Origin of the sequence: Rhizobium sp. NLR16a (assembly GCF_017948245.1) — a bacterium.
In the GTDB taxonomy this organism is placed as follows: Bacteria; Pseudomonadota; Alphaproteobacteria; order Rhizobiales; family Rhizobiaceae; genus Rhizobium.
In genome coordinates this window covers 3,000,763-3,022,710 of the sequence record NZ_CP072865.1, presented here as the reverse complement: position 1 = coordinate 3,022,710, position 21,948 = coordinate 3,000,763, and the positions used below count along the sequence as shown (strand labels likewise).

Sequence of the window (21,948 nt, the reverse complement as noted above, 5' to 3'; positions counted from 1 at the left end):
GCGCAGTTTGTGAGGCGCTGCATTTGCCGTAGCTAGTGTGGCGCCGCGTCTGCCGAAGCGTCATCGCTGCCGCCGATGCGTCCCGGCACTACCTCTGCTGCGCGCTGGCGGGCTTATGTGCTGCGCCACCACCTCTCTTCCGCGCTGGCGGCTTATGCATCCCGGCACCACCTCTCCTCGCAGTGAGCCGATCTGTCTCGCGACCACCTCTCCTCCGTCATCCCAGGGCTTGACCCTGGGATCCATGCGCAGAGCACCACAGAAGACGCAGCCGGCATCACCACAGCGTAAGATAGAGATCGTCCCACTCGGGATTCATCGCCTCGACCAGGTCGATCTTCCATTGCCGGTTCCATCGTTTCAATGATTTCTCGCGCTGGATGGCGCTGCCGATGTCCCAATGCTCCTCGTACCAGACGAGGCGGGTGCAGCCATATTTCCAGGCAAAGCCCGGTGTCAGTCCTTCGCGATGCTCGTAGATGCGGCGCTCCAGATCGGATGTCACGCCGATATAGAGGGTGCCGTTTTTCTGGTTGGTGACGATGTAAACATATCCTGCCATGTGGGCAGAGTGCTTGGCTGTGGATCCCAGGGTCAAGCCCTGGGATGACGGAGTGTGGAGTTGGCGTTCTCGCCAAACGCACCGCCGGCGCAGCCTGTGAGGCGCCGCATTTGCCGTAGCTAGTGTGGCGCCGCGTCTGCCGAAGCGTCATCGCTGCCGCCGACGCGTCCCGGCACTACCTCTGCCGCGCGCTGGCGGGCTTATGTGCTGCGCCACCACCTCTCCTCCGTCATCCCAGGGCTTGACCCTGGGATCCATGCGGCTGGCACTGCGGGAAGAGCGCTGGCATCTTCTCGTAGGGAAGGAATTGAAGCCGCGTGCTTGGCTGTGGATCCCAGGGTCAAGCCCTGGGATGACGGAGTGTGGGGTGGCGATGTTGCCAAACGCACCGCCGGCGCAGCTTGAGAACCGGCGCAGCTTGTGAGACCTCGCTTTCGCCGAGGCTTGTGCGGCGCCGCTTTTGCCGAAGCGTCCTCACCGCTGCTGAGCCGACGCGTCGCGGCACCACCTCGCCTCCGCGCTGGCGGACAAATACATCCCGCCACCACCTCTCGTCCGCGCCGGCTTGTGCGTGCCGGCACCACCTCTCCTCCGTCATCCCAGGGCTTGACCCTGGGATCCATGAGGCTGGCGCTGAGCAGCAATGGCCACCCACCGCAGAGAAATTGAAGCCGCGTGCCAGGTCGTGGATCCCAGGGTCAAGCCCTGGGACGACGGAGGGTGGGGTTAGCGTCCTCGCCAAACGCCGATGACCGGCTCCCGGAGGGATTCCAGCGAGACCAGTGCCGCAGCGGTTCAACTCGCCGGCGCCGTTTCCCTCTTCCTCAGCCCGAGACCGAGAACCAGCGGCACGCAGAGCGCATAGACGGCCACGACCGACAGCCAGATGGCGCCCGGCCAGTCCTGCCGGACGAGGAAATAGAGGCTGGAAAAGCCGAGCGGCGCCACGATCGAGGCGAGGCTGACGGCCGAGGCCAGCACGCCCTGGAACTGGCCTTGGCTGTTTTCATCCACCTGCCGGGTGGCGAGAGACTGCAGCGCCGGCACGCCGATGCCGCCGAGCGCGAAGACCGGCATGATCGCGAAGATCATCCAGCCGCGCTCGGCAAGGGCCATGACGACAAGTGCGATGGCGGCGCCGGTGACGCCGGTCAGGATCGCCCCGCGTTCGCCGAGCAGTTTGACCGCCGGCCCCGGCAGGAGGGCCTGGGCCAGCGTCTGGCAGATGCCGAAGGCGCCGAGCGACAGGCCGACCCAAAGCCCGTTCCACCGGAAGGCGTCGCTGCCCCAGAGCGCCCAGCAGGTGCCGTAGGCCTCGCCGGTGGCGCTGAAGATGAAAAAGAGGATGACAACCGGCAGCCGGCTCCTGACCGCCAGCACCGAGCGCAGCGGCCGGAGCGGATTGAGCGCGGCAAGGTCGATCCTCGCGCGGCTGCCCCGGCGCGATTCCGGCAGGATGAAGCAGGCGAGCAGCAGGTTGGCGCCGTTGAGTGCGGCGGCTGCGATGAAGGGCAGCCGCAGCCAGTGATCGCCGAGCACGCCGCCGAGGACCGGGCCGATGATGAAGCCGAGGCCGAACATGGCGTTGAACAGGCCGAAGCGGCGGGCGCGTTTCTCCTCCGGCGAAATGTCGGTGATATAGGCTGTGGCCACCGAGACGTTGGCGCTTGTCAGCCCGGCGATCGCCCGGCCGACGAAGAGCAGCAGCAGGTTGGGCGCGAGCGCCAGGAACAGGTAGTTGACGGCCGCGCCGGCAAGCGAAATCAGCAGCACCGGCCGCCGGCCGAGCCGGTCGCTCAGGGCCCCGAGCACCGGCGCGAAAATGAACTGCATCACCGCGTAAAGCGCCGTCATCGTGCCGATATAGGGCGCGACGTTTGCGGCATGGGTGATCTCCTGCAGCAGCGACGGCAGGATGGGGAAAATGAGCCCGATGCCGACGGCATCGAGGACAATGGCGGTGAAGATGACGATAAGGGGTCTGGTCATGGGTGCGTTCCACGGTCGACGCAAGCCGGGAGGCTCGCCAGCGCTTCCCTGATTTCGTTCAAATCACGGAATTGCGTCGCGACGCCGAGGGCTCACGATGAGGCCTGATCTCGTCAGGCGCTGGTTTCAGGGAGTGCTGGCCGAACCATGGCTGAAGCGCATGGCCGGCGTGTGCTCGACCGCCTGGACGACCCATTCGTCCACCTGTTTACTCCGCCACTGAGCGGATCAAGGGAGGCAGTCGCTTTTCGCGACGGGCAAGACATACGCCGGATGGTTGCGTGCGGCAAGCCCGTTTTTGTGCGGGGATGGTTGCGGCTGTGATGCTTTGTGGCGCCGCGCTCACGGTTCGCTTCGCGCCCTGACGAGGCTTTTGGTCCCCGGCACTACCTCTCCTCCTCCATCCCGGGCACCACCTCTCCTCCGTCATCCCAGGGCTTGACCCTGGGATCCATGCGGCTGGGACGAGGTGGATCGGGGCAAAGAAATAGCAGTCCGCGCGTCCTTGGTTGTGGATCCCAGGGTCAAGCCCTGGGACGACGGAGAGTGTGGTTGGCTTTGTTGCCAGACGCACCGGCGATGCAGCTCGCGGCACCACGTCTGCCCCTCCATCCGCAGCACCACTTCTCCTCCGTCATCCCAGTACCGCCGATCTCCAGGCAGGAAAGCGCGTCGCGTCCCCCGCGCCATCATCAACGATACGACCCCGATGACGCGTTTCGCCTGTCGTTCGGCGCAGATGAGGTTGTCTCGGCGGAACAGTCGCTTCACCATGAAGGCAACTTCAGCTCCGCAAACAGACAGGCAGGCCATGACAGATATCGCGCAGATGCAGGAACAGCGATTGAGCGCCCTTCGACAGACCGCGTCGGGCGCGCCGAAGCTGCCGTCCAACCCGTTCTTCGGCGTCGGGCCGATCACCGATGCGACGACCGATGAAGTCGATAGCCGCCTGCGGCGCATCGCCTTCGACGCCTGGATCGAAAAGACCTATCGCAAGTTCGACGATCGGGGCAACGATATCGGCGGCTTCACCACGGCCGAGATTTCCCGCAGCATGCATCGCGGCTATCCGGCCGACAAGATCCTGACCGACATGATGCGGGCGATCCATCGCTATTTCGGTTTCCCGAAGGTCAACCGCATGGCGGTCGGGCTCGGTGGCGGCCATAGCGGCTTCACCGTCTGCATCCAGCACCTGATGAATGCCAACGACGCTTCCCAGCGCGTCTATGTCGATACGCCGCGGCCGGAGAGCGATCCGTCGAAGGCCGCCGGCTTCTTCCGCCAGTCCTGGGCGACACAGCTGATCGAGATGCAGCGTTTCGCCGAAAAGGGCTGCGAGAGCCGCATTCATTTCGCCGCCTCCGAAGGCGTGATCCCCACGGCGGGCGAACTTGCCGACCTCGGCGTGTCGATCTTCGTCGGCGTCGGCCACGAGACGACGGGGGCCAATGCCTATACCAGCGGCGAGATCCGCGAGCTCTTGAGCTGGCTCGACGGCGACCCGGCCAACCGCCATGCGGTGTTCGACGCCACCTCGATGCTCGGCGCCATGCCGTGGGAGCCGGAACTGGTCAGCGCCGTGATGGCGAAATGCTGCCTGTTCATGCCGTTCCAGAAGGCGATCGGCGGCATCTCGGGCTATTTCGTCGCCTCCTTCACGCCGCATGCGCTGGCGCTGATCGAGAAGAACCAGCAGGATCCGGCCTGGGCGATCCCGCGCCAGCTGAAGATCGCCCCGCCGATCGATCCGCGCCAGCCGTTTTCGGCCAAGCGCTCCGTCGATGCCGGCCCATTCTACGATGCGGCTGAAGACCGCATGCTCGGCGGCGTCATCAACACCTACAGCGCGCTCGCCTTTGCCGAGACCACTTTCGGCCTGCTGCAGTCGGAGGCCCGGGTCGGCTCCGTCGTCGAGCTCAACCGTCGCTCCGCCGCCAATCGCGCCGTCATCGACGAATGGGTCAAGTCGCATCCGCTGCTGTCCTTGACCGTCACCGATGCCGAACGGCGCGGGGCGGCGGTGACGCTGCTGAAGGTCGAGGACGCTGATATCACCGATCCCGCCATCCACGCCCGCATCATCGCCCGTTCCAAGCAGCTGCTCGGCTATGAGGGCATCACCCATCCGAACGGCGAATACGAGCCCGGCCTCGACGCGGCCCGCTACGTCAACGCCTTCCCCGGCACGCCGGGCGATTACCGCGCCTGGGTCGGCGGCATCCGCGAACCGGACGATGTCGTCGCGCTGCTTGATAATCTGCAATACGCCTATCTCAGAGCCAAGATCGTCGTGCTCGAGGAGGAGCTGGCAAGGAACGGCGTCACCTTCGAAGCGCCCGTCAAGGCCGATGGCGCCGTGCGCAAGGACGATCCGCACCGCGCTTATACCGTGTTGATCGCCGATCTGGTGGGCTTACGCTTCGGCGCCGACGGCGAGCCTGATTATAGCGAGGTCAAGGCCTATATCGAGGGGAAGGGCGGCAGCTTCCATCTCGGCCCGCTCGGTGATCGCGCCAGCCTCGAAAAGGGCCGCATCCATTTCTTCTATCAGCCGAACCTCAGCACCGAGGCGGAGATCCTGCCGCAGACCGACAAGGGCCAGTACGACGCGCTGATTGCGGCGGCGACCTTCATTCCCAAGGCCTCGGTCTTTCCGCTCGGCGGCGTGCGCATCGGCGCCGGCACTGGCAATATGGGCTCGGCCTCCTGGGGCGGCGGCAATGGCGAGGGCGGCACTGCGGCCCTGATGAACACGCCCGGCATCAACAGCCGGGCGACCGCCCAGATGGTGATGAAGGCGATCCTGAAGGTCGTTCCCGACCTGCCGGTCGACCGGCTGCACCGGATGGTCGCCGGCGGCGATTTCGATACCGGCCGCCAGCTCAAGGATTTTCCGACGGCAAAGCTCGAGGGCCGCAAGCTCGCCGTTCTCGGCTACGGCAATATCGGCCGTGAAGTCGCCAAGCTCGCCAAGGCCTTCGGCATGAAAGTGGCGATCTATGCCCGCGAGCATCACAGGCGCTGGATCGAGGCGGAAGGCTTCGACTATGCCGCAAGCCCGGTCGAAGCCGCAAGCGGCGCCGATGTGCTCTCCGTCCATATCGGCCTCGGCCGCCTGGACGCATCGACCGGCATCTATTCCAATGCCGGCACCGTCGATGCGCAGGTGCTCTCCGCCATGAAGGACGGCGCGGTGCTGGTCAATTACGACCGCGGCGAAGTCGTCGATGCCGAGGCGCTCGACGCGGCCCTGTCGTCGGGCAAGATCGCCCATGCGGCGATCGACGCCGACCTCTTCCGGGACGCGGCGACCGGCACGCTGAGCGGCCCGATGCTGCCTTACCTGCCGCTCGAGGAGCGCCACAAGGGCAAGCTGGAACTCCTGCCGCACGCCGCCGCCGACACCGACCACCCCTCACGGGTGACCGGCGCCAGGCAGGCGGTCGACCAGATCTTCGACGTCATCCGGTTTAAAACAGTCGTCAATCTCAAGGGCGACCTGCCGGAGGGTTACGTCTCCGGCGGCAGCCGCACGCCGGCCGGCATCGGCAAGGTGACGAAGCAGGTGGTCGCGGAGGCCGGCGGCAAGGCCGCACTTCTGGAAGAGCTGCGCCAGACCTCGGAAAAGATCGCCGCCGTCACCGGCGCGCTGTCCGCCGTCTCCGACCCGGCACACCGCGCGCGGATCGTCGCGCGTTACACCGGCCTTCTGGTCGAAAATGCCGACCGGCAGCGGGCGCTTCTCGATGAGCTCGGCCTCTACGGGCCGGCGGAGGGGTGAGATCCATCGACGCGGATAAGGGGGCCACACGGCACAGGCTGACCTCATCGTTCGCTCCGTGACAACGGGCGCGAACCCGCTGGCCTGAAACGATCTCCAACTGCCATTCATGCGGATGCTTCGAGGCAGAACTTGTGGATCCCAAACGAAAACAGGCGGCACTCAGGGCCGCCTGTCCTCACATGCCGGACGAAGCGTCCGTTATTTCTGTTCGGGCGCCAGGAACTCGGCGCAATAGGACGGGCCGTTGACGCCCGGGATGTCGGCGACGGTGCGGATGTCGCGGATCGTGTAGTCGGAATTGGTGGTGATTTCGGCCTGGCAGCGCAGATAGGCGGTGCGGGCGGCGGAAATCTGCTTGCCGCGCTTGCCGTCGGCGCCCTCGGCATATTTCGCCGGAATGCGCACGGTCTTGTAGCCGCCGCGCCAGGTATAGATGGTGCTCGCACCTTCCTCGCGATCGCTGATCGGCGGCCCGTAGGCGGCAAAGAAGATGCCGGCCGATTTGCCGACCCAGCGGGCCTCGATCGGATTGCCGGCGGAAGGTATGGTCGTGCATCCGGCAAGCGCAATTGCAATCCCGGCCGCGGTAATGGTGCGGAGTTTCATCGTGTCGTCCCTGATCTCTAGCGCAATGGCTGCGAAGCCGCCGTCGCGACGGTTTCGCCTGTCCCGCCGAGCCCTTTAGCGCGGAACCCGGCAAAAGAAAATTGCCCCTTTTGCACTTCCGTTCGATTTGCTTGCGGTGTGTCTTTTTGCAAGCAGCGGCCTCTTCCGGCCGCTGTCATCAACCCGTCAAAAAATCCCTCGGCTTTTTGAAATTTGGTGCTTGTGCAACCAGATAGGCTGTTCTATAGAAGCGCCGCTGGTCACGGAGTGTAGCGCAGTCTGGTAGCGCACCACGTTCGGGACGTGGGGGTCGAGTGTTCGAATCACTCCACTCCGACCAGCCGAAAAGCCCGCGAAAGCGGGCTTTTTTCTTGTTGCTAATATGCCTTGCGATCCGCCATCATGACAGCCACCCCGGACTTAGCATTTGATTCTGCTCTGGGGCGGTAGAATTGCTATATTGATTTTACAGCCACGGCTTTTGTCGACGGGGGCATGCGGATCGCGATCATGGGCCCGGGCGCTATCGGCGGCTATCCTGGCACGATCGCCGCGGGTGGGCATGTCTCGTGGCGGCTTCTTGCGCACTCCAGGGAAGAACCATTGCTATTCCTCGCCGGCGGTGGCCTCTGAGTCGAGAGCGGCGTCGCTTTATCAAGACAACCACCGTCAGACGCACATTGCGATTGACACCCTGTAACGGGAGAGCCTGAACCTCGCAGGAGCCGCGCTCACGGTCATCACTATCCTCGTTCAGGAAGTATTTTTGTCGCGGCATCGATGGAGCGAATTCGGGCGTCCGCTCAAAGGTGGTAGGGCCGATCTCAGGGAACATCACGAATTGCCCGAATGTCTGAAACGCCGCCGCGGCGATTGCCCCCGGCTGGTAGGAGGCGCTCATCGCCTTGATGGCAGGGTTCGCCCGTGACGACGAGAAATGACCGCCGGCCGACTGGTTCGAGGCTACCGTCACGTCGGTCGCGATCCGAGGCTCTGGTTTGATGTCCTGGTGGCGATCTGGCTTCCTGACGTAGGACGCCATAAGAAAAGGCATATCATGTCCGTCCGAGCGGGCGCGGCCTACATACTGGACCCGAACAAAGGCCGTGCCATGGTGCTTCAGGTCCAGCAAATCTGCTGCCTTGCTGGAAAGGTCGATGATGCGGCCCCTATGGTAGGGACCGCGATCGTTAACACGCACGATGAGCGACGAACCGTTTTCAAGATTGGTCACCCTCACGTAGCTGGGCAAAGGGAGGGTGGGATGCGCGGCGGAAAGGTGATGCCTGTCGTAAACTTCGCCATTTGCAGTCAAGCGACCATGAAACGCTGAGCCGTACCAGGAAGCGACACCATTCCTGTCGTAACTCGGGTCCTCCTTCGGTGAGTAAAGTTTGCCTTTCACCACGTAGGGCTTGCCGACGGTATAACGGCCACCACCCTTGCGAATATTCCTGCCGTGGGCGGGTCGCGGGCTCGCCGTCACACCGTAAACCTTCTCGGAAACATATCCTTTGCTGCGATACGTGTTCGGTGTTTGTGTGGTCGTACAGGCACAGCATGCGCAGACCGCCATGATCGCCAGCCATCGCAAGCCCTTTGCAGCACTTACATCAACAGCCATCCGTTCATCGTTGACAACAGTCTTCCGTGTATCGGCGCCATGCGTCGATACAAACGCTCCTGCCGGCCGCGTACTCGAAGTTTGCTACGCGTGTGGTCGAGAGCCAGGCGGAATAGCAGCCCAAGCGCACTTCGATGCGCTATTGCCTTCTGGGATTGTGCCGTCATTCGCTCCATCCCTGAGATAATTGTGAAAGCTGGCCTGAGGGCAATAGTTCCATGGGGACACGCGATTTTACGCCGTACTTTGCCGGGGCCGGTTGCTACCTCAGGCACCGAGTGGTCGCCGAGCGGCATTGGATATCGACCACTATCCAATTGCCGGGAGCAAACACGCGGCTGAAGTCTGCTGTCGCCCTAAGCGGTCATTCCTGAACCCAACGATACAGGCCCGCAAGCCGCCACCTGCTGCTACATATCAGCATTGCGTAATAAGAAATATGCATTTGCCTAAGATGCGAGCATAAGGCGCCTAGCTGATGCATAGGAGAGTCGTTGTTTGGATTGGGTCCCTATAGTCTTCGTTACCTTCAAGGTTCTCGCGTTAGGCATAGCCATGTTCTTCGCCATCAAGTGGCATCACGATCAAGGCGAGAAGGGGGAGAGGCGAGCGGTACTGCGCACGGGCGTCACGATGGCCGCAGTCTTCGTGCTAGCGGTCCTGGCCGTGGGGCTCGTCGCCTTCGTGCTTAGCAGGATGCTCGGTTTGGACCTGAGCTTCCCATGACGGCATCATCGATCTCCCCAGCCCCGCAGGGGCTCCCGGAGGGCCGACGACACTTCGGTGTCATTGGTCACAAGGGAGGCCGCTCGCGGTCGCCGGATGAGAATTTGATAAAGCGGTGCGCACCACGACCGTCAGGGCCGTTTTCCTTGGTCGATCCACCTCCAGGAGCCGTCCGCATGATATTCGAGAACGGCATCATAAGCGGCGCGCGGAGCGTCCGCTTCCGCGAAGTTGATGCATGCGATTTTCCGGTCCGCGAGAAGCTTCAGGATTTCGGCCAGAAGCTCGTGGCCGAAGATGGTGTCGGCTTTTTCCACAACGACATAGGATGGAGCCGTGATCAGCACGCTGGCAATCGCAATCAGCTGTTGCTCGCGCGGTGACAATAGTGTCGACCAGTCCTGATCCTCGTCGAGGTCAGTGGAGGTCAGGGGGCGGGCAAGACCGAGCCTCTTGAGCAGGCCAAGGATCTCGTCATCCGGCTCTTCCGTCGGGCGCTCCGTCGGCACCAAAATCTGGCGCAACGTTCCGGGAGCGAAATAGGAGCGCTGGGCGATGAAGCGCATATGCTCGCGCGGCGGGCGGCGGACGCGTCCGGTTCCGCAGGCGCCAATTCCCGCAGTGACCCGGAACAACGCCGTGCCCGCAGCTTCGCCCTCTCCCGCGACGATCAATCGCGTGTCGATCGGGACGACCATCGACAGGTTCTTCAGCAGTATCTCTTGTGTCGGCGACGTCAGCGTAAGCTGTTCATAGGCGAGCTTGCCTTCGGTTTCGTAAACGTCCACGTCTGTTGTTGACGCTTCGCCAGCTTCCTCGATTGCTTCCAAAAGCGAACTGATGCGCGCTACGACCGTCGCAAAGTTCGAGATCGAATTGAACTGTCTGACAATGAACGAGAATGCGCCGACCAGCATCGCAAACGCTGCGGCCGACTGGGTGATCACACCGAATTCCATGTCGCCGCGGAAGAAGGCTGGCGCAATGATGACGACCGGTATGATCTGTATCATCCAGTTGTAGCCGGTGGTGAAGTAGCCGACGTTGCGATTGACGACGATGATGCGTCTGAAGTTCGCCGCGAGTGCATCGAACTGTCTCAACAGCAGGTTTGCGTGGCGTTGCTCTTCTCCCGCGATCACGATCGACTCTGCGTTCTCCCGCACGCGGATGAGACTGGACCGGAAGGCTGCTTCGCCGTCGAGCTGATCATGGTTGAGGTTGATCAAGGGGCGGCCCAGCACGATTGTCATGTAGGATCCGAAGGCCGCGTAAACGACAGCCGCAATAAAAAGCAGCGGACTGATCAGCCACAGCACGCTGGAAAAGGTCAGGATCGTCAGCGCGCTGTTGAGGAGCATCAGCACGAAGGAAAGCGTGGTGATCGTGAAGGCCTTGATGTCCTCGGCAATTCGCTGGTCGGGGTGCGAGAGCTTGCCTCGCACCCCGACCCGGTAGAAGGTGCCGTCGCTCATATAGAAGCCGATCGCGCGGCGGGTGAGGAACTCTCGCCAGAGCAATGCCAGTCTTTCCTCGGCGAGCCGCGCTATGACCGCAACGATCGTCGAAGCGGCGAATGCGCCAGTATAGAGGATCGCCTGACGGATGAATTCGGCAGTTTGCTTTTCGGCGATTGCCGTCATGAAGTATCGGCCGACGTAGCTGTTGACGACATTCAGGGCGCTGATGCCGCCAAAAAGGGCGACCAGGGCGACGAGAAGGAGCCTGGCTCGCCTGCCGACATCCGAGGTCATGAATATCTTGACCGCGCGGACGAATCTTCTGGCCGTCAACTTGAGCGGAACAGGTTGCTGGCTCATGCTCGCCTCCGCAAGTTTGTGCCTGCAGAAGTATAACCTGAAAAGCAGTCGACGAAGAACGGGCCCGGGATTGGTAAAAACACGTAGTGGCCATTCCTAATGTTCCAGGTTCCCTCCGGGGTGTAGGGTCTTCGCAGGGGCGGATCATGAAAGCGCCAGCCATGCTGCCGGCAAGGTTTCCGGCGCATTGACGCGGCCAGGATCAATCGTCTCGGGAATTGTGTGCCTGCGAATTGCGTGGAGACGTCGCCGTTGCCTTGCAAGCTGGCGCTCTTGTTTGGCGCAATGTGCCTTTGAGGAACCTGTCGGGGAGGCAGGGCTTCATGTGTGACGGCTGCAGGCATGCAGAGGCGAAGACAAGTCGCTAGGAGGCTGACGATGGCCAATGCCGCTCTTTCAATAAACGACAATCAGACGACAACCGCACCACTCGGAGCCGAGGAACTCCGCTTGATGGACGCCTACTGGCGGGCGTCGAACTATCTCTCTGTCGGGCAGATCTATCTTCTCGACAATCCGCTGCTCAAGGAGCCTCTGAAACGCGAGCACATCAAGCCGCGGCTGCTCGGACACTGGGGAACCTCGCCCGGCCTGAACATGCTCTATGTCCACTGGAATCGCGTGATCAAGCGCGATGACCTGAACATGATCTATATCATCGGCCCCGGCCATGGCGGGCCCTCGCTCGTCGCGCATGCCTATCTCGAGGGTACTTACAGCGAGTTCTATCCAAATATCGGCCAGGACGCCGAAGGCATGCAGCGACTGTTCAAACAGTTCAGTTTTCCCGGAGGTATTCCGAGCCACGTCGCTCCCGAAACGCCCGGAAGCATCCACGAGGGTGGAGAACTGGGCTATGCCCTGAGCCACGCCTATGGTGCTGCCTTCGACAACCCGGATCTGATCGTCGCCTGCGTCGTGGGCGATGGGGAGGCGGAAACCGGCCCGCTGGCGACGGGATGGCAGGGCAACAAATTTCTCAATCCTGCCCGCGACGGCTGCGTGCTGCCGATCCTGCACCTCAATGGCTACAAGATCGCCAATCCCTGCTTCCTTGCCCGCATTCCCGAGGAAGAACTGAGGAAGTTCTTCGAAGGGATGGGATATGCGCCCCTCTTCGTGGGAGGGCGTGAGCCAGACAGGGTGCAGCAGCAACTTGCCGCAGCGATGGATACCGCTGTCGCGGAGATCAAGAGAATCTGGTCAGAGGCCCGCGACAAGGGCAACCTCAAGCGGCCGGCCTGGCCGATGATCGTCTTCCGCACACCCAAGGGCTGGACTTGCCCGGGCGAAATCGACGGCAAGAAATGCGAGGACTACTGGCGGTCGCACCAGGTCCCGATGGGCGAGATGGGCAAGCAGGAGCACATCGAGATCCTTCAGCAGTGGATGAAGTCGTACAAGCCGGAAGAGCTTTTCGACGGCGACGGCAAGCTGCGCGCCGAAATTGCCGCGCTCGCCCCGGCCGGAAAACGCCGGATGAGCGACAACCCGCATGCAAACGGCGGCCTGCTGCTGCGTGACCTGAAGATGCCCGATTTCCGCGACTACGCCGTGTCGGTGACGAGCGCCGGGGCGACAACCGCCGAATCCGCCAGGGTCATGGGCAAGTTCCTGCGCGACGTCATGAAGCTGAACCTGAACAACAAGAACTTCCGGCTGTTCAGCCCCGACGAAAACAATTCCAACCGCTGGCAGGACGTACTCGAGGTCACCGATCGCTGCTACATGGCCGAGATCTATCCCGAGGACGATCACCTCTCGCCCGACGGCCGGGTGATGGAAGTGTTGAGCGAGCATCAGTGCCAAGGCTGGCTGGAAGGCTACCTGCTGACGGGCCGCCACGGCTTCTTCTCCTGCTACGAGGCGTTCATTCACATCATCGACTCGATGTTCAACCAGCACGCCAAATGGTTGAAGATCTGCAACCACATTCCGTGGCGGCGGCCGATCGGGTCGCTCAACTACTTCCTGAGCTCGCACGTCTGGCGCCAGGACCACAACGGCTTCAGCCACCAGGATCCGGGCTTCATCGACCATGTGGTCAACAAGAAGGCGGAGGTGATCCGCGTCTACCTGCCGGCGGACGCGAACACGCTGCTTTCCGTCACCGACCATTGCCTGCGCAGCCGCGACTACGTGAACGTCGTCGTTGCCGGCAAGCAGCCAGCGCCGCAATGGCTGACGATGGATGAGGCGATCAAGCATTGCGCTGAAGGCCTCGGCATCTGGGAATGGGCCAGCAGCGACAAGGGCAGCGAGCCGGACGTCGTGATGGCGTGCTGCGGCGACGTGCCGACGCTTGAGACGCTGGCTGCGGTGCAGTTGATCCGGGAGCACCTGCCCGAACTGAAGGTGCGCGTCATCAACGTCGTCAACCTCATGAAGCTGCAGCCGTCGAGCGAGCACCCGCACGGACTTTCCGATCGGGATTTCGACGCGCTCTTCACCAAGGACAAGCCGATCATTTTCGCGTTCCATGGATATCCCTGGCTGATCCACCGGCTGACCTACCGGCGCACCAATCATGGCAATCTGCACGTGCGCGGATACAAGGAGGAGGGGACGACAACAACACCCTTCGACATGGTCGTCCTCAACGAACTCGATCGCTTCCACCTTGTCGAGGACGTTATCGATCGACTGCCGCAACTCGGCGCTCGCGCCGCCTACTTCAAGCAGGCAATCCGCGAGAAGCTGATCGAGCACCGTCAGTATATCGAGAAGCATGGCGACGACATGCCTGAGATCAGCGGTTGGAAGTGGGGCGTCAAGAGCACGGTTCGCGTGAAGGGGGCTACTTCCACTGAGGGTGACAACGCATAGATGCCATGGGCCGGTGCCCGCTTCGACTGAGGGGTTTGTCCGATGGCTCGATTGACTGGCGAAATTGAAGACGTCGGTGAGGCGCGTCCGGCGGGCGCGCCTCCCGAGATCACGCTGCTTTCGAACGGTGGATACAGCGTTCTGCTGACCGAATCCGGTTCCGGCTACGGATCCTGGCTCGGCCTCGACGTGACGCGCTGGCGGGAGGACGGTACGCGAGATTGCTGGGGCCAGTTCTGCTACGTCAGGGACCTTGAAGACGGAAAGGTCTGGTCCATCGCCCGGCAGCCGGTCTGCCGGGCCGATGCCGACTACCAGCACAGCTTTCCAGGGGATCGCGCCGAGTTTCGCTGTTCGGCAGGGGACATCGAGATCTCGTGGGAAGTTTGCGTCGCAGCCGACCATGACGCCGAACTGCGTCTGCTTCGTCTGTTCAACAGGGGGGCGAAGGCAAGGGAACTCGAGCTGACGAGCTATTCGGAGATCTGCCTGAATGGCCGGCGTGCCGACAGCGCGCATCCGGCATTTGCAAAGCTCTTCGTCGAGACCTGGTTTGTCGCTGAAACCACCGCACTGTTTGCAAGGCGTCGGCCACGCAGCGGCTCGGAGAAGCCGGTCTGGGCGGTGCACGTTTCGGCATCAAGCGACGACACCCATCCAGCAGTCGGGTACGACACGGACCGCTACAGGTTTCTCGGCCGCGGAAGGACACCGTCAAATCCCGGCGCGCTCGAGCGTGGCGGAAAACTGACCGGCACGACCGGTCCGGTACTCGACCCCATCTTCAGCTTGCGCAGGACCGTCCGCCTCGAACCCTCCGGAACGGAGACAATCGCATTCGTGACGGGCGCGGCTGATAGCGAAGCGGGCGCGGCAGCCATTGCAGAGCGCTTTGCCACCATCGATGCGGTTGTCCAGACCGTGTCGGATGCGAAGGAGAGGCATGCCGCTGAACTTGCTTCCTCAAAGCTCTCGCCGGCCACGGTGGCCGCCTACAATCGCCTTGCCGGAAGCTTGGCATTTTCGAATCCCGGCCTTCGATATGGTGGCGCTCCCGTCAAGGAAGGGCTGACCACGGAGGGACTGTGGTCGCTGGGCATATCCGGAGATCTGCCCATTCTGCTGCTGCGCATGGACCAGGCGGACCAGAAGTCTCTCGTCGAGGAGATTATCGCCGCTCACGCATTCATCACCAGCCGCGGACTTCCCTTCGACCTTGCGCTCCTCGATGAAGACGGCGCGGGCGAGGCGGTGGACAGAAGCCAAGTGGCGGAGACGCTCGGCAAGGCCGGAGGCATCCACCTCCTGTCGGCGGCCGCTATTTCAAGCGCATCGGCGGATGCCCTCGCTGCTGCAGCGCGCGTCGTTCTTTATTGCAGCAAGGGAACACTTGCCGATCAGGTTGAGACGCCGGCGGCCACCATGCCTAAAGCCCGGGAACCAATGGAGCCGTCTCGAGGCGAGGGCGAGAAACCTCGCGCGGCCGCACGCGGCGACCTGCTTTTCTGGAATGGTTGTGGCGGCTTTACCCCTGACGGGCGCGAGTATGTGATCGCGGCTGATGGAGAGGCCATGACGCCCATGCCCTGGTGCAACGTCATTGCCAACCCCGCGTTCGGCTGCCTGACGAGCGAAAGCGGCCTCGGCTATAGCTGGGCCGGCAACAGCCAGTTGAACAGGCTTACGCCATGGGCCAATGATCCGGTTTCGGACCCTCCAGGCGAAGTCGTCTACTTCAGCGATGAGCAGACCGGGGAGTTCTGGACGCCGACACTTCTGCCTCTTGGGCACTCGTCTTCGGTGACCGCCAGTCATGGGCAGGGTTACAGCCGTTACGAGAGCACCCACGGATCTCTGCGGCAGGAAATGACGGTCCACGTCCCGGACGCCGACCCCGTCAAGATCGTTCACCTGGCGATCCGCAACAATGGAACAGACGCGCGCAGGCTTACCGCCACCTATTTCGTCGAATGGGTTCTCGGTACGCTGCGCGAGACCGCAGCCGGACGGATCGAATGCGAGATTGACGGCGAGAGCGGCGCCATCGTCGCGCGGAACCTCTGGGACAGTGGTTTCTCCGGCAAGCTGGCTTTCATTGCTTCAAGCGCGCCACCGCGCTCCTTCACCTGCGACCGGCGGGAGTTTCTCGGCATCAATGGGTCCGTTTCCCGACCGGCCGGACTGGAAGGTTCCCGTCTCGGCGGCAGCGTCGGCTGCCTGCTCGATCCCTGCGCCGCGCTGATGGTCGAGATGACGGTTCCCCCCGGCCAAGGCGCCGAACTGGTGTTCGTCCTTGGGCAGGCTGGCAGTCGCGACGAGGTCCGCAGGCTCGCGCGCGACTATGCCGAGCCGGCTGGCGCCCGACGCTCGCAGGCGATCGTCTCCCGCCAATGGGACGAACTGCTCGGTTCGGTAACGGTGCGAACGCCCGATGCCGCCTTTGATCTCATGATGAACCGCTGGCTCATCTATCAGGTGTTGTCTTGCCGCGTCTGGGCCCGGACGGGTTTCTACCAGTCCGGAGGCGCGTACGGATTTCGCGACCAGCTCCAGGATGTTGCTGCCCTGGTGCATTGCGCACCCGACGAAACACGCGCCCACATCCTTCGAGCTGCTGCGCGTCAGTTCACGGAAGGAGATGTCCAGCACTGGTGGCATCCGCCGTCAGGCGTCGGTGTGCGCACCCGCATGACCGATGACCTCTATTTCCTGCCTTACGTCGTCCAGCACTACGTATCAACGACCGGGGACCACGCGCTCCTTGACGAGCGGGTTTCTTTTGTGACGTCGCCGCCCTTGAGTGACGACCAGGAGGAAAGCTTCGGCGTTCCTCGGGTCACTGAGGAAAATGGGACCCTCTATGACCACTGCTGCCGCGCGTTGGATCGGGGACTTCGCCTCGGAGCGCATGGACTTCCGCTCATAGGAACGGGCGACTGGAACGACGGCATGAACAAGGTCGGCGCGCAGGGCAAAGGCGAGAGCGTGTGGAACGGCTGGTTCTTCCTCACCGTGCTCAGGTCGTTTGCCACCATCGCATCGGCAAGGGGCGACGAGGAGCGGGTGGCATGGTGCCTCGAGCGCGCCGAAGCCTTGCGCGCTTCATTGGAGGCTGAGGCTTGGGATGGTTCATGGTATCGCCGGGCCTACTTCGACGATGGTACCCCCCTTGGCTCGCACCTCAACGACGAATGCCAGATCGACGCCATCCCACAGGCCTGGGCGGTCATCTCCGGTGTCGCCGACGCAGGACGCGCTTCCAATGCCATGCAAGCAGTCTGGGAGCGGCTGGTTCGGCCCGAAGACAAGCTGATTCAGCTTTTCCATCCCCCCTTCGACAAGGGGACGCTGCAGCCCGGCTACATAAAGGGGTATGTTCCCGGAATTCGGGAGAATGGTGGCCAGTATACCCATGCGGCGGCCTGGGTTGCACTGGCGACTGCGATGCTCGGAGAGGCAGATCGGGCCTTTGAGCTCTGGAGCATGCTCAACCCCATCAACCATTCCCTCTCCGCCGAAGACGCTGCGCGATACATGGTCGAACCCTACGTTGTCAGCGCTGACGTCTATGGGGCGTTTCCGCATACCGGCCGCGGAGGCTGGACCTGGTATACCGGATCGGCCAGCTGGCTTTATCGCGTTGGTCTGGAAGCCATTCTCGGGATTCGCAGACAGGGAGACCAGCTCTCCGTCCAACCCTGCATTCCCTCGCACTGGCCTGGCTATGAGGCTGACTTGCGCTTCGGATCGGCGACCTATTCCATCAAGGTGCGGAGGGATCCCGCATCTGGCCGGGGTCATCGCCTGCTGAGCGCCGACGGCGAGGACCTCACCGCGCAGAGCGTTCCACTTGAGGACGACGGGAAGAACCATCAGATCCAGTTGGTGATGGGCTAGCCATGTCGGAACTCTTGTCGACCGATCCCGAACTGAACCGGATGCCAACCGATGAAGATCTCGGTCGCCTTCAGTTCACCACCTTGCTCTACTATCTCCAATGTACGAACCCCGACAACGGATTGGTGCGCGACAAGACCCAGGCGGGTGCTCCGGCGAGCATCGCCGCCATCGGCATGGCGCTTGCGACCATTCCGGTCGTGGTGGAGCGCGGCGTCGTCATCAGGGAGTTTGCCGCCAAGATCGCCCGACGGCGGCTGGAATTCCTGCTGCGTTGCCATCAGGGACCGGAACCGGACGCCTCGGGGCACAAGGGCTTCTTCTACCATTTCCTCGACATCGAGACGGGGCGGCGGGTCTGGCAGTGTGAATTGTCGACCATCGACTCGGCTTTTCTGTTTGCCGGTGCTCTGACCGTTGCCGCCTACTTTGACGGCGACACGGAGGACGAGGTGAAGGTCAGACGGCTCGCGGCGGCGCTCTACGAGCGGGCGGACTGGAACTGGGCCTGCGACCACGGCGCGACGCTGACCCATGGCTGGCGACCGGAAAGCGGCTTCATTCCCTATCGCTGGCGCGGCTATGACGAAGGATTGCTCCTCTATATCCTCGGCCTCGGCTCCCCCACGCATCCGTTGCCGCCGGAATCCTATGCCGCCTACACCGAGAGCTATGAATGGCGGAATATCTACGGTCGCGAGCTGCTCTATTCAGGACCGCTGTTTACCCACCAGCTTTCGCATATGTGGATCGACTTCCGCAGCATCCGTGACGAGTTCATGCGCGAACATGACAGCGACTACTTTCAGAACAGCCGGCATGCGACTTTTGTCCAGCAGGAATACGCAATCCGCAACCCTTTGAACTTTGGAGGCTATGGCGCCCACTGCTGGGGCTTCACGGCGAGCGACGGTCCCGGTTGGATCAAGCGAAATGTCGACGGTATCGACAGGGAATTCTTCGACTACATCGCCCGCGGTGCACCCTTTGGGCCGGACGATGGAACCGTATGCCCATGGGTCGTCATTGCTTCATTGCCATTTGCGCCGGAGATCGTGATCCCGACCGTCCGAAACTTCGCACGCATGAATCTCGGCATGACGCGGCTCTACGGTTTCAAACCGTCCTTCAACCAGACCTATACTTTGGAGAACGGCGACGGCGGATCTTGGGTCAGCCCCTACCATTTCGGGATCGACCAGGGGCCTGTGGTTCTGATGATCGAAAACTACCGAACCGGCTTGCTATGGAACATCATGCGTCGATGCGCGCCTTTGGTTGTGGGGCTAAGACGGGCCGGGTTCTCGGGCGGCTGGTTATGACAGCGACTGAACCGATTTGGCCTTTCAGTTGCGGCGGGACCATCGGCGATCGCGCAAAGTGCGAACCGGGGGCCTTCCACCGGGCAAGCCGCCATTCGGCGCACAGGCCGGCATCACCGTCTGACTGCTCCCCGCCGGCGGAGGGGGCGATCGAGTGGCATTGAGGACAAGAGCGAAGATGATTCTCGTTGAGCCCGTGCGTGACAAAAACATCCTGATCATTACACCGCAAGGTCCTCTCGAGCAGGCGGACTTCGAGAGGATCGCGACAGAGGTCGAGCTTTGTCTCGACGCAAATGGAAAACTCAACGGGCTGATGATCATCATTGAATCATTTCCCGGGTGGAAGAGCTTCGAGGCCGTGGCTGCTCATCTGAAATTTGTCTCTGGCCACCATCGACAGATCGAACGGCTTGCGGTCGTAACCAGAAGCAGGTTCCTTAGGATCATCCCCGCCGTCGCCCGCTATTTCGTACATCCCGAGGTTCGGCTATTCGACATCGGGCAACGAGCACCAGCGCTTTCGTGGTTGGAGACGGGCCGACGATGACTTGGCTGCGGGGGAAAGTTGCAGATGCAGGCCTCTGGTTGCGTCGTGCCGGTCGGTGGAACCTCCTGGCTTCTGTTCTGGCCATGGTTTGGGTGGCTTGTCTTCCCGCATCATCCTTTGCGCAATCGCCGCTCGGACCGGATGTGCCAGCGGTGGAGTTCGGTGCGCGCAAAATATTCCTCATGCTTTTCTTGATGCTCGGTCCGATCAAGATACTGATGCCGTTCAAGGCGCTGGTCGGCGGCCATGAGCCCACCTTTCGGCGACGAATAGCCGCCAGGGCGATCCTGTTCTCGGCGGCGGCACTGGCGATCGCCGGGCTGCTCGGACGCACCATGCTTGAAAATCTGGATATCTCATTGCCGGTGCTGGCGATGACTGGTGGCATCATCCTGTTCATCGTGGCCTTGCGAACCGTCTTGCAGCCGACTCCTGACCTCCCGGTACGACCAACAGAATTGGGCCAGACGGATCTGCGGCTGGCTCTCACACCGCTGGCGTTTCCAACGATCGTGACGCCTTATGGTATAGCCGCTGTCATCGTCTTCGCCACGTTGGCCGGGGGGCGCCGAACGGAAGGGCTCACAGTGGCGGCCATCGTAGCACTGATCTTGGCGCTGGACTGGATGGCAATGATTTTCGCAGAGACTATCCTCAGATGGATCGGAACTTCCCTACAGGTTTTGGCAGTGGTGCTCGGCGTTACCCAGGCTGCTCTGGGGCTGCAGGTGATTTTGCATAGTTTGAGCATGCTATCCTGGTAACGGCATCTACCGAGTAACGCTTAGACGCAATGGTTGATGTGCTGCCATTGGCAAATCGTGTCGAAAAACCGCTGTTGCTGGTGCTTGGGACGCGCCGGCATGGTCGGGAATTGGCAGGAGCGCGCTCGCTGCCTGCTGCCGGAAGTCCTGACTTGCACGCCAAAAACAACAAAAAGCCCACCTGCTTCTCAAACTACGGCTGAGATAAAGAAAGCCCCGCAAAAAGCGGGGATCAAGAGAGGGGGTGTTTCCTAGGTATTGGCGTCTAGGTGCTGTGGAATTATTATACACAAATCAATATTTATTGCAATGATTAATACTATCGTGAGTGCTATTATCGCGGCTATAAATAGAGGGAATATTCGTACGATTGCATTTTATTTCTGCAGGGAAGCAAACTATCCACAACTCAGGCTCATAATTTCTTGGTATTCGGTGGCCGTTTGCTAAACCCCAAGCATGGCGTCCCTGTACGTCAGGCGGTCGACCGAAAAACGGGTCGCCAGGTTTGCCGGCTCTCGCAGGTCTGGCTGCAGGCAAGTTGATTCGCCTGACGGCAGCGAGATGTGACATAGTCACTTCAACCGGAACGAGTCCGAACCTCGTTCGTTGAATTGCGTGTTCCGCGTGGGGGCTGCATCATGAGCAGGCGACGAAGCTTCAAGCCGGTAAAGATCACCATCAATGGCAAGACCAGGACCGTTTATAACGTCGTCCAGGCCGGCAATACCTTGCTCAACGATTGGCCCGAGCAGACGCCGGCGGCCAAGGCTGCCGAGCTGCTGGTGCTCGATGTCTTCAATGACGTTGCCGAGCCCGAGCAGGTGCGGCGGGCGTTCATTACCGCGGCCAGGGCGAGCGACATCAAGTTCAGCTCCTGACCGGTGGCGCGTCGAAAACCATTCGCTTACTTCCATGGCACCTGCTCCTGGTGATCGAGATCGCGATGCTTGAGTTGCGGCTCCATCCAGGCGGCCAAGAGGATCGCGGCCAGGAAGCCGAAGGCGATGCAGGTGAACGCTTGAATCCGCCACGAGACGAAGGTGACCGGCGCCGGGATGATGGGCTTCTCGGCGCACTGACCCGGCGGGCAGGCGCAGCCGGAAAAGGCTTTAATGACGCAATCGGCGGACATCCCCGTTTCTCCCTCAGGCATAAAGCTGATCGCCATCGGTGATGCCCATGATTTCGCGGGCGTAGCGGTAATGCGCTTCGACGCTTGCCGTGGCGCCGCGCAGCCATGACGGGCCGCGGACCGAATGTTCCGGGCGGCCGAGATAGGCAAAGCCGAGGGCGCCCATGCGCTGGGCCTCGTTGGCCATATAGGCATCGCAGTCGTCGAGCCTTCGCGCACCATTCCAGCGGGCGTCCCGCCGGCTCTGCTCGGTCTCGATCCCGCGGATATGCTGCATCGCTCTGCCCTCTCTCGCGCCGGCTAATTGGCGTGCTGAATAAGGTATATAGAATACCCT

Annotated in this window: 15 protein-coding genes and 1 tRNA gene; 9 read left to right on the top strand and 7 right to left on the bottom strand. The window is 62.0% G+C overall.

Features of this window, described 5'->3' with window-relative positions:
• Window positions 1–277: 277 nt before the first annotated feature.
• Together J7U39_RS14785 and J7U39_RS14780 are read right to left on the bottom strand one after the other, a co-directional pair.
• The gene (locus J7U39_RS14785; RefSeq protein ID WP_020920629.1) at window positions 278–562 is read right to left on the bottom strand and encodes a GIY-YIG nuclease family protein; all 285 of its coding nucleotides are present in this window, start codon (window positions 560–562) and stop codon (window positions 278–280) included.
• Window positions 563–1,357: 795 nt separating this feature from the next.
• Window positions 1,358–2,551: a TCR/Tet family MFS transporter gene (locus J7U39_RS14780; protein WP_210628865.1), complete on the bottom strand. Its 1,194-nt coding sequence runs from the start codon at window positions 2,549–2,551 to the stop codon at window positions 1,358–1,360.
• Between the two features lie 811 nt (window positions 2,552–3,362).
• Between J7U39_RS14780 and J7U39_RS14775 the strand changes: the two genes are divergently transcribed.
• Window positions 3,363–6,338, top strand: a complete 2,976-nt coding sequence (locus J7U39_RS14775) for an NAD(P)-dependent oxidoreductase (protein ID WP_210628864.1) — start codon at window positions 3,363–3,365, stop codon at window positions 6,336–6,338.
• Between the two features lie 201 nt (window positions 6,339–6,539).
• On the opposite strand, the gene J7U39_RS14770 is transcribed toward J7U39_RS14775, so the two are convergent.
• Window positions 6,540–6,947, bottom strand: a complete 408-nt coding sequence (locus J7U39_RS14770) for a hypothetical protein (RefSeq protein ID WP_210628863.1) — start codon at window positions 6,945–6,947, stop codon at window positions 6,540–6,542.
• A gap of 263 nt (window positions 6,948–7,210) precedes the next feature.
• Here J7U39_RS14770 and J7U39_RS14765 point away from each other — a divergent pair.
• Window positions 7,211–7,287: transfer RNA gene (locus tag J7U39_RS14765), tRNA-Pro, on the top strand.
• Between the two features lie 183 nt (window positions 7,288–7,470).
• Here the strand turns inward: J7U39_RS14765 and J7U39_RS14760 are convergent.
• Entirely contained in the window at window positions 7,471–8,523 is a 1,053-nt protein-coding gene (locus tag J7U39_RS14760; protein WP_210631684.1) for a septal ring lytic transglycosylase RlpA family protein, read from the bottom strand.
• A 603-nt stretch (window positions 8,524–9,126) separates the two neighbouring features.
• Between J7U39_RS14760 and J7U39_RS14755 the strand changes: the two genes are divergently transcribed.
• Entirely contained in the window at window positions 9,127–9,297 is a 171-nt protein-coding gene (locus J7U39_RS14755; RefSeq protein WP_247241673.1) for a hypothetical protein, read from the top strand.
• A gap of 131 nt (window positions 9,298–9,428) precedes the next feature.
• On the opposite strand, the gene J7U39_RS14750 is transcribed toward J7U39_RS14755, so the two are convergent.
• The gene (locus J7U39_RS14750) at window positions 9,429–11,117 is read right to left on the bottom strand and encodes an SbmA/BacA-like family transporter (protein ID WP_210628861.1); all 1,689 of its coding nucleotides are present in this window, start codon (window positions 11,115–11,117) and stop codon (window positions 9,429–9,431) included.
• 378 nt (window positions 11,118–11,495) lie between these two features.
• Here J7U39_RS14750 and J7U39_RS14745 point away from each other — a divergent pair, with 378 nt between their 5' ends.
• From J7U39_RS14745 to J7U39_RS14720, 6 genes are all read left to right on the top strand, one after another.
• Complete coding sequence (locus J7U39_RS14745; protein ID WP_210628860.1) at window positions 11,496–13,943, top strand: phosphoketolase family protein; 2,448 nt, start codon at window positions 11,496–11,498, stop codon at window positions 13,941–13,943.
• Window positions 13,944–13,985: 42 nt separating this feature from the next.
• Window positions 13,986–17,840, top strand: coding sequence for a glycosyl transferase (locus tag J7U39_RS14740; protein WP_210628859.1), 3,855 nt, complete (start codon window positions 13,986–13,988; stop codon window positions 17,838–17,840).
• A 2-nt stretch (window positions 17,841–17,842) separates the two neighbouring features.
• Window positions 17,843–19,162 (top strand): glucoamylase family protein, encoded by a 1,320-nt coding sequence (locus J7U39_RS14735; protein WP_210628858.1) that lies wholly within the window; start codon window positions 17,843–17,845, stop codon window positions 19,160–19,162.
• Window positions 19,163–19,340: 178 nt separating this feature from the next.
• Window positions 19,341–19,712, top strand: coding sequence for an STAS/SEC14 domain-containing protein (locus J7U39_RS14730; RefSeq protein ID WP_210628857.1), 372 nt, complete (start codon window positions 19,341–19,343; stop codon window positions 19,710–19,712).
• Complete coding sequence (locus J7U39_RS14725; protein ID WP_210628856.1) at window positions 19,709–20,476, top strand: MarC family protein; 768 nt, start codon at window positions 19,709–19,711, stop codon at window positions 20,474–20,476. The genes J7U39_RS14730 and J7U39_RS14725 overlap by 4 nt, the downstream gene beginning before the upstream one ends.
• 641 nt (window positions 20,477–21,117) lie before the next feature.
• The gene (locus J7U39_RS14720) at window positions 21,118–21,357 is read left to right on the top strand and encodes a DUF982 domain-containing protein (RefSeq protein ID WP_210628855.1); all 240 of its coding nucleotides are present in this window, start codon (window positions 21,118–21,120) and stop codon (window positions 21,355–21,357) included.
• A 26-nt stretch (window positions 21,358–21,383) separates the two neighbouring features.
• Here J7U39_RS14720 and J7U39_RS14715 read toward each other — a convergent pair whose 3' ends face one another.
• A complete protein-coding gene (locus tag J7U39_RS14715; protein WP_210631683.1) occupies window positions 21,384–21,611 on the bottom strand; it encodes a hypothetical protein in 228 nt (75 codons plus the stop codon).
• Window positions 21,612–21,624: 13 nt separating this feature from the next.
• Window positions 21,625–21,888, bottom strand: a complete 264-nt coding sequence (locus tag J7U39_RS14710) for a hypothetical protein (protein WP_210628854.1) — start codon at window positions 21,886–21,888, stop codon at window positions 21,625–21,627.
• Between the last annotated feature and the right edge of the window lie 60 nt (window positions 21,889–21,948).